Raw genomic sequence first — 8,265 nt, 5'->3', positions numbered from 1 at the left:
CAAAGAGGGTTAATCGGGCATTTTTATGGTTGTTCACTCGGGCACCTCGGATGATTGGTTTGGTTGGCGCCTCCAATTCTGCGGGAATGCCCCGAGTGAACAACCTACAGAGAGATCACAGCTAGGCAGTGCCAGTCCGGCCGATGTGGTGCGGCGGATCAGCCCAGGGGAAATGTCCGACGTGCTGCATGCGGCACGCCGCGAGGTCGCCCCGATAGACCATGGCTAACAGAGCCATCCAACCCGGTGAGCAATTTTTAGGGCTGGCCGATGGCACCAGCGTTCACCGACAGGCCCCGAGCTCGGGCCTCACATAAACAGCGTCGCCAGAAGTGTCCGCCACTGGGCGCAGTCCATTTCACCAGGTAACGACCGGATAGCCAGCAAATCGCCTCCAGCGGCAAATGGGCTAGCTCCTGTTGATGGGTGTACCAGAACGCCCGAAAGTCGTGGATAACCGCCACCCGGTCGGCCAACTGCCAGCTGCAGACCCAAAACAGGTGATCCTGGTGTACCAGCGCCAGCGCACCGGCCTGCGGGAACATGTCGAACCACAGCAACTGGTAGCCGTCAGGCACAATCATATCCAACCGTCGAAACCGGTGACGCCGCAGCTGTGCCAGCAGGTCGACACCGGCGGTCAGTTCATCCAACCGCCGCCAATCCCGAACCGGGGCGCTATTTCCCATCGGTGACATCCCAATCCCAACCGATCTCATCGGGGTCGACGTCTGCTAACAACTCGGGTTGCACATCACCGGATTTCCAGTCGATGTCATAAAGGGGGCCATCAAGCTCCTTGAGCAGTTCATCGAGAGTCGGTCGTTTTTTCTCGTTCATCGTAAAAACCTCCCAAACGTTCAAATCCAACACTGCGCATAATGTCGCGTTTAGTTAAATGCCCATCTGAAACCTGCCGATAAGCCAGCCCACGCAATTTTGCTGGTTTATCAGGTATTTACTTGGATGGAACGAGAGTTGACCAAAAACTTCATTTTTCGTTGGTTTGAATGCGGTTTATCGGAAGAGGAGACGGCAAATCTATGTTTCGTTTCTGTGAGGCAGGTCACATATTGGGATAAGGGCAAAGAGATCCCACCTGTCTATAAACGGCTTATGCGTATGGCATCCGGGCGGGAGCTGCCCACGATTTTCAAGGCCTGGGAAGGCTGGCGTATGAAGAATGACTGCCTGATCGCACCTAATGGTGTGATGTTCGATAGAAGGAGGATCGAGGCGCTGGCCATCATCCAGGCGGAACTGTCAGAGAAGCAGAGGGAAGCCTTCTACTGGAGGAAGAAGCTAGGCATCAACTAGACAGGGGAGGGGGCGGAAGCCCCCTTATTACCACATAAGGACAAAACCACAATGTTGTTATTGTTTTGTTAAGTGTTTACAAAGTAGCAGCATGGGAACATTATGGTAATAAGAATAAATTTTACATGGGGAGGTCGTATGCAATATACGCTGCAACATGGAAACTACAGGATAGAACCAGTATCTAATCACGTACTCAAGTGCGAGCTCAGCGGCACATTCAATATGGAGGGTATGGAAGCATGGATTCGTGCCATGAAATCCTCCATCAAGCAACATCATAATGAACCAATCGGCCTACTGATAGACGCTAGGCTTTACACCGGCGGCACTGTTGAAGCACTAGAAAAAGCGGAGCAGTTTCACGAGTATTTAATACACACTTCTGTCGTCGCTCAGGCTCACATCATCTCATCCCCAACGCTCTATCAAATATCTCTACACCTAATCCCATCACTAAAACTGCATGCAGTGAAATCGTTCTTAAGGATGGATGACGCTTCATCATGGCTCACTGAACAAGTAGAAACACATGAGAAGGAAAGTGCAGATAAGGTTAGGCATTTGAGTTGAATTCCCCCCGTATTACTACACGGGGGGTATGGAGGCCACGGCGGGCGCTGCGGCGTTTGCCTCCCTCAGTGCACTGAGAGCCTCAAGAGCCGGCTTTGCAGGGAAGGGGGTGATCCAGCCCCTGGGTCAGATGGGCGTGTTCCGCCGAGAGGCGTTTAGAGGCTAAATCGGCAGCAGAGGGCGGCTTATAGGGGCTGACGCCCCTGGGGATCGGCGGTCAGGCTTGAGGTGAGGAGGGCAAGAGCAGCTAAGAGCGTTGATAAACCTCGCTATTTAACATAAGAAATACCATATCGCAGTTGCCATTTTTATACCCGGTCACCATTTTGTTATGACCGGTCATCAGATGACTGTTTTTGTGTATCACCGCCAGCGAAGAGGGCAGCATTGACCCGCTTACGCAGTGCATCCCCATCAGGATCGCAATACACGTCCACAGGTTGCCCCTGGTACTGGATAACAGCGTGACAGGCCGTCATAGGCTTCAGGTCCACGAAGTATTGCGGCCACTCCTCGGCATAGATGGCTTGCTCGTCGTCGCCCTTGCGCAGGGCAAAGCAATATTCGACGTTGTAGACGTCTCGCTCATTCTTGGTCAAGACATGGCAGTTGATGATCAGGCGGTAGCCAGCAAATGGCCCTACAGAAAGAACCCCACCAGGAGACGCAACAGGAGAGCTACTAGGACGTACGCTAGCAACGGGCGAACCACCCACTTCCCCAGTAACCGAAACACCGGCAGAAGCAGGCGCAGGGGCTTTAGCAGGCGCATCAATATAATCAGGCTTGATGAAACCAAAGAAGATACAAAATCCAAGAAACACCAGAAAAAATAAAATTTTAGGATCTCGAAAAACCGAACTACCCGCGATTGTATCTGAGACCTTACCGGTTGCAGTCGAGTCATAAAGTTTGAAAACATGCTTGGGCACCTTATTAAATGGTTTTGCCTGGAGAACGTCACTCATACTAGCGCCGGAATTATCCGCCAGATGAAGGACGGTTTTATAACGGCCACCAATGCCTAATAAACCCATATTAGTATGGCGAATCGCAGTTTCAGCCGCAGCCCTGATCACCTGATGAACCTTTTTGATGTTCGGGGTTGTTAATACAAAGTCCCAGTTATGATGACGGTGCATATCAAATGCCACATCGATTGTTTCCGGCCTGCCGTCTGCCTGGGCGGCCACGGTGCCACCAGGGTAATCGAGCCTATCCAAATCGGTCTGGCGCCAGGATGGCGGAAATATCCGTTGCACCTCATCTACCAGGAAGAATGCCCCTTTAGGTGCCCAGTGATAGAAACGCGCCAAGCGGTCTCGACCATCCTGGGATTCGGTTTCGACATAGAGCACATCAAACCCTTCAGGCACATCCCGGCCCAACACCTCTCGGCAACGCGCAGCAGTGAACCCACGCACGTTGGTGATGATGTAGCGGCCCTCCTTGATGGCGGGGATAACGTCTGTATAAATAGCTCCACTGGATTTATAAGACCCCGGCGCACCATGATGAATCTTGATAGACATTTACCACCCCATCATATTAAGCATGAATCGAGTAACAAACGCTTGAGTTAAAATCGAGAACCCCTTGTCAAAATGAAGATATAACAAAATCCCCCTGACATTAGCAGGTAGCGCATTAAAAGAACTTGATACAAGATCACTAAACTGAATATTTATAAGGATTGCCCTGGCAACATCCCAGGAAAACGTAAGGATGAATATTTTAAATTCAACCCAGGATATAGCCATTTTGACAACAATCCAGGCTGCGAACTGAACAAACATAAAATATATATCAGAGAAAAAGCCGCTGAAGAACTCAGTTAACCATTCCATATTACCGCCTGAAAATTATCATTAATCCAATGATGCAGAAAATAAACATCATGATAGAGGCTAATGTTTTCCAATATTCGCCAGATGGAGGACAAACTTGATATTCAGTGCCGCCATAACTGAATAAGTCAAAACATTCTAAAACGCCTGCCGAACCGGACAAGGTAAAATCGAAAATATCCTTTACATCCTTGCCAATTTCATCATATTTATCCGTAAGCTCTGTTTGTTTATCCTTATATTCACCATCCAATCTAGCCACATCGAAATAACAGTTTTCCACCTGGCAAAATGAGCGATATTCAGCCCCCTTAACTATTGATGGGTTACCACTCGAACCAGGCATTTTCGAGTAATCTAATTGCAAACCTTCACCGCCTGAAGAACCACCCCAACCCTTAGATAAAGCCTGCTTAGTCGTACCATTAATATTAGCAAGACTATCAAGCATATTACCAAGCTGAGAAGAGTTAGAGCTGTATATAGATTTAAGAGTGCCAGATATATCCGAAAATGAACGATTAGAAGCCAAAGAAGAAGCATCAAGAGAAGAAAGTTTCCCCTTACTATCGCTCATATACGATAAACCTTGAGCCATCATAGGCTGAAGAAAAGAAAAGTCCCCAGAACCACTACCACCCCCCGAGCCAGCCAAATGACCACAGTCATTAGCAAGCGGATTAACCACACAATTAGCTAATCGCTGTAATGTATTACCACTCCTGACAACAGAATCCAAAATATCGTGATTAGTCTTTGCCATTTCTCCATTTGTATTTTTTGAAACGGCTAAAGCGTCACTCACCTCCATCAAACCGGCACCAAAATCCTTAAGCGTGATTATTGTCCGCTCACCCTGCCCATACATTTTAATCGCGGCCCAACGCAAATCAGAATCAAGCTGATGAATCGCCGAAGTAGTAAACTCTTGATATTCACCCCCCGTACGAACTGGGCTAGCTTGGTTTTTAAAAGGATAATAATAAGGTGAATCGCCACCGCCAGTATCGCCACCGCCAGTATCGCCACCGCCAGCTAATTTACATTCTTCACCCGTTGTCTGCATTGGCCCAATGGTGCCATTAGCTGGAAGCTCGACACATACATCCTGGCAATCCACAGAACACCCCCCCAGTGTGGATGACTCCCATTTCACACAATAAGGCAACACCGTCCCCATCGGAAGATTGGAAAGACTGATGCCAGCCGGACAGCTCGCAAACGCACTCAACGGCAGCAGGAAAAACAAATAAAGGACTCTCACACGACCCCCAAATAAAAAGGCGACCGAAGCCGCCTTATGTCATATCGAGAACGATGATCGATAGCCCTCGACAAAGAACAAAAACCATAGTGTCCCAATCAAAAGGGACATGGCTTAGGCTTTGCGAATGAGATTAATCAGGATCCCTACGCCAACAACGGCAGCAACCACCGCCAGAACCTTGGGACCGGTAGTCGCCACATCAGATTGCGCCGCATCCAGAGCCGCCGCAGCCCCATCAGCCATGGAACCCTCAGCAAAGGCAGAGCCGGCAGAAATAGCACCTACCGCAGCGATGCAGCCGTTACGAAACAACCCGTTAATTTTCTTCATTACATTATCCTCTTTTTGCACCTACGATTAATCGAGCAAGAGCGCCCAATTTAATACCAATAACCCAAATGGCTAATCCAGCGCCAAAGGCCATTGACACATCTGCAATATCAAACTGAAACCAGTTAGATATATTCGTTAATTTAGAATGCTCCTGGACAGTCAGGAGCACATATTGACAGCTATCCGGTTGAGAGAGTTTGATATATCCCTCAACGGTTATTTCTAAACAGAGCATATTTTCGCGCTCCCGTCGTCGGTCGCTGCGCGCCCTCGCTCCTCCTCCTTGAGCGCAGAGAGGTTAGAGAGGCTTTTTGCTGGCTTGGTATGCCACGACCACGTTACGGGTCGGATTGCTGGGGTCGGCCTCCAGGACGAGATCAACGGCCACCAATTTCGGGCAATCAGAAAGATCCTTAATGGTGACGGCATCATTACGCAAGGCCAATTGGCGAACCTCATAGCCCCAGGAGGTGATATTACACTCGGGCTTATTGACGTTATTTGCCGGGGCCAGATATTCGACCTGGGCAAAGTCATAAGGGACAGGCGAGCCGGATTTACGGGAGACGCCATAACCGTGAGTCACGCGAGTGACCAGGACACCGGACAGAATAGACATAGATATTACCTCGTTGAAGAACCTTGATTAGGTCGAAAATAATGGCAGCCCATCCAGGTCTGGAGGGAGTGGCATCAATAACCGTGCGGGAACATCATCCTTCCCTAAGTGCGCTGTTAATTGGTTAACAATCTTCTCAGGGGATAACCCCTCGACGCTTGCTAACCAATTGACAAGGCGACCCGCCATTCTGGACATATTAAAAACGGCATTATCCCTAGACGTTTTGAACTTGTTTTTAAACGTGATCACACGAACAGGTGCTATATCCTGCTCCTGGACAACTGCCAGCCATTTAGCAAACTGAGGATACATTCCCGCAAAATAGGGGTCTGGGTTTACCAGAACGTCCAACGGAATAACACGATCTTTATTGTGTAATTCGCCCTCAGCACGCACCCAATTTGGGTGTTCGGCTGATTGCATTTGTTTGCCCTTCTCGTATATCCGGCAGCACTTGCCATTTGTGCGGCTGCCCACGTACAGGCTGCACCCCTTGCTAGGCACCATGCCAAACCGCTTGGCGATGCCCTTGGCGACCTCGGCAATGACGAACTCGCCCGATTCTATCTTCATCCAGGACGGCGCCCGACCCCGCTGGGGATGGAACTCGCCAGCCTCAGCGCCAGCGATGGCACCCTGGTAACTGACATGCTCGCCGCTGTAATCATCCAAGGCCAGATCCACCCGTGTGATGCGCACCCCAGGTATGTGAGAGATAACATCATGCAGCGCCTGGAAATCCAGGGCGGCACAACCCACACCGGAGAAGCTGACCATGCAACCATGGTTTGCCGCGCCCCAGGCGAGCAGGCCACAGGGGAGGCCATCACACAACAGATCAGCAGAGTGCGCGTAACCGTGCAGGCCGGAGCGGCGATCCCGTTTGCTGAAGCGAGGGGAGGGGATGGGCACCCCGATACGGTGATTGAGCTCATGCAGCCACAAATCCAGCTCGGCGCAGCAGAGGGCGTCCAGGAACTGAACGCCGTAGCTATCAATGATGTCGTTATAGGCATGCCAGTATTTAGCATCGGCCACCACCTCAAACTCGGAGAACTTGAGCAGGTGAGCGCAGACCGATTTCAGCTCATTGCGGATATCGGCGCGAGCGGTGTAACCGGAGTGCAGGGCCGCCTCCATCATCTGGGTCATGGAAGGGGTGACCACCGGGGCCACCTCAACCTGGGGCAGGAGATAGACCTTATCACGCAGCCGCTGGGTTTCCTTCTCGAAGTGGGAGAGGGGAGCGAACGTCGCGGGGCGCTTCCACAGATAACGCAGGTCAGCGTCCGCCTGGGAGAAAGCGGCCTTGAGCCCGAGCACCTGGGTATCGAAGCGCGGGATGGCCTTGAGCAACGCGCCTTGCTTGGCCAAGTCAGTCATTTGGCGCAGTTCGTCCGGCGACCAAGTGAAGGACAGATAATCGATCAGGGTTTTGTTGCCGATAACCCCATTTATCGGCATCGGGCAGCTATGACCAGTCATCGAAAAAGACCCCCTGATCATAGAAGCCTTGCCATGTATCCTCAGTGACCTCGACCAGCTCAAAGGCGGTATCCGGGTACGTCATGGCCAGATAAACCCGCATCTCGTGCAGGTCGCGGAACATCTCGACCTGACCCGCCACACAAGCGGAAATGTCGCCAGTTGGCTCATCCTGCCAATAGACCTTGCGCTCAGTGAGCGCAGGTGAATCGGTGTTTTGTGGGCTAAAGTAGGTCATAGATCAATCACTTGAATTTGTTGGCAAGTGCATTTGATCAATTTCGCTAATAAGTTTCAACGGGCTTTTTTGTGGCCAAAATGGTTATGATAGGCCCATTGATAAACTGAGGAGTTAAGCAAAGTGAACTCAAAAACGCTGATTGAGGCTTACATGAGAGCCAAAAAGTACACCCAGTTTCAAGAAGTCGCCGCAGACCTGGGATTTACACAGTCTCACATATCGCGGTTTACAAAAGGAAAGGCGCAACTCACTGATGCCACTGCAAAAAAGATTGCCGAGGAGATCGGTTTAGACGTCCAAGAAGTGCTGATAAGTCTGGCAGCCGTCAGAGAGGAAGATCCCGAGCTGAAACGGGCTTGGTACGACATCCTGGCGAAGTACACAAAAGGAGCTGGCACAGCTGTAGCCCTTGCGCTGGTTGTGTTTGCGACCCCTAGCGACTGGCATAAATTGACTGCGCATAATGTCGCGTTTAGTTAAATGCCCATCTGAAACCTGCCGATAAGCCAGCCCACGCAATTTTGCTGGTTTATCAGGTATTTACTTGGATGGAACGAGAGTTGACCAAAAACTTCATTTT

13 protein-coding genes are annotated in these 8,265 nt (G+C 50.5%); 3 read left to right on the top strand and 10 right to left on the bottom strand.

Annotated elements, in window-relative coordinates:
* Nucleotides 1-257: 257 nt before the first annotated feature.
* Nucleotides 258-653, bottom strand: a complete 396-nt coding sequence (locus ACLHZ1_RS20225; protein ID WP_427263490.1) for a hypothetical protein — start codon at nucleotides 651-653, stop codon at nucleotides 258-260.
* Nucleotides 654-678: 25 nt separating this feature from the next.
* Entirely contained in the window at nucleotides 679-840 is a 162-nt protein-coding gene (locus tag ACLHZ1_RS20220) for a hypothetical protein (RefSeq protein ID WP_427263489.1), read from the bottom strand.
* 126 nt (nucleotides 841-966) lie between these two features.
* Between ACLHZ1_RS20220 and ACLHZ1_RS20215 the strand changes: the two genes are divergently transcribed.
* Both ACLHZ1_RS20215 and ACLHZ1_RS20210 read left to right on the top strand, forming a co-directional pair.
* On the top strand, nucleotides 967-1,317 hold the full coding sequence (locus ACLHZ1_RS20215) for a DUF3653 domain-containing protein (RefSeq protein WP_303804329.1): 351 nt from the start codon (nucleotides 967-969) through the stop codon (nucleotides 1,315-1,317).
* 138 nt (nucleotides 1,318-1,455) lie between these two features.
* Nucleotides 1,456-1,890 (top strand): hypothetical protein, encoded by a 435-nt coding sequence (locus ACLHZ1_RS20210; protein ID WP_324048941.1) that lies wholly within the window; start codon nucleotides 1,456-1,458, stop codon nucleotides 1,888-1,890.
* A gap of 329 nt (nucleotides 1,891-2,219) precedes the next feature.
* On the opposite strand, the gene ACLHZ1_RS20205 is transcribed toward ACLHZ1_RS20210, so the two are convergent.
* The 8 genes from ACLHZ1_RS20205 to ACLHZ1_RS20170 all read right to left on the bottom strand — a co-directional run bounded on the left by ACLHZ1_RS20205 (nucleotide 2,220) and on the right by ACLHZ1_RS20170 (nucleotide 7,682).
* On the bottom strand, nucleotides 2,220-3,422 hold the full coding sequence (locus ACLHZ1_RS20205) for a zonular occludens toxin family protein (protein WP_427263488.1): 1,203 nt from the start codon (nucleotides 3,420-3,422) through the stop codon (nucleotides 2,220-2,222).
* Nucleotides 3,423-3,686: a DUF2523 family protein gene (locus ACLHZ1_RS20200; RefSeq protein ID WP_427263491.1), complete on the bottom strand. Its 264-nt coding sequence runs from the start codon at nucleotides 3,684-3,686 to the stop codon at nucleotides 3,423-3,425.
* Between the two features lie 52 nt (nucleotides 3,687-3,738).
* Entirely contained in the window at nucleotides 3,739-5,001 is a 1,263-nt protein-coding gene (locus tag ACLHZ1_RS20195) for a hypothetical protein (protein ID WP_427263487.1), read from the bottom strand.
* Between the two features lie 114 nt (nucleotides 5,002-5,115).
* Nucleotides 5,116-5,334, bottom strand: coding sequence for a Flexible pilin (locus ACLHZ1_RS20190; RefSeq protein WP_427263486.1), 219 nt, complete (start codon nucleotides 5,332-5,334; stop codon nucleotides 5,116-5,118).
* Between the two features lie 4 nt (nucleotides 5,335-5,338).
* Complete coding sequence (locus tag ACLHZ1_RS20185; RefSeq protein ID WP_427263485.1) at nucleotides 5,339-5,572, bottom strand: hypothetical protein; 234 nt, start codon at nucleotides 5,570-5,572, stop codon at nucleotides 5,339-5,341.
* A gap of 63 nt (nucleotides 5,573-5,635) precedes the next feature.
* Entirely contained in the window at nucleotides 5,636-5,956 is a 321-nt protein-coding gene (locus tag ACLHZ1_RS20180) for a hypothetical protein (protein WP_427263484.1), read from the bottom strand.
* A gap of 27 nt (nucleotides 5,957-5,983) precedes the next feature.
* Nucleotides 5,984-7,444 carry a replication initiation factor domain-containing protein gene (locus tag ACLHZ1_RS20175; RefSeq protein ID WP_427263483.1) on the bottom strand — a complete coding sequence of 487 codons (1,461 nt, stop codon included), beginning with the start codon at nucleotides 7,442-7,444 and terminating at the stop codon, nucleotides 5,984-5,986.
* The gene (locus tag ACLHZ1_RS20170; RefSeq protein WP_427263482.1) at nucleotides 7,431-7,682 is read right to left on the bottom strand and encodes a hypothetical protein; all 252 of its coding nucleotides are present in this window, start codon (nucleotides 7,680-7,682) and stop codon (nucleotides 7,431-7,433) included. Before ACLHZ1_RS20170 ends, ACLHZ1_RS20175 begins: the two co-directional genes overlap by 14 nt.
* 123 nt (nucleotides 7,683-7,805) lie before the next feature.
* On the opposite strand from ACLHZ1_RS20170, the gene ACLHZ1_RS20165 reads away from it, so the two are divergent.
* A complete protein-coding gene (locus ACLHZ1_RS20165; protein ID WP_427263481.1) occupies nucleotides 7,806-8,165 on the top strand; it encodes a helix-turn-helix domain-containing protein in 360 nt (119 codons plus the stop codon).
* The last annotated feature ends 100 nt before the right edge of the window (nucleotides 8,166-8,265 follow it).

The organism is Aeromonas sobria, from assembly GCF_050266975.1.
In the GTDB taxonomy this organism is placed as follows: domain Bacteria; phylum Pseudomonadota; class Gammaproteobacteria; order Enterobacterales; family Aeromonadaceae; genus Aeromonas; species Aeromonas sobria_B.
This window is presented reverse-complemented; position numbering and strand designations above follow the sequence as displayed.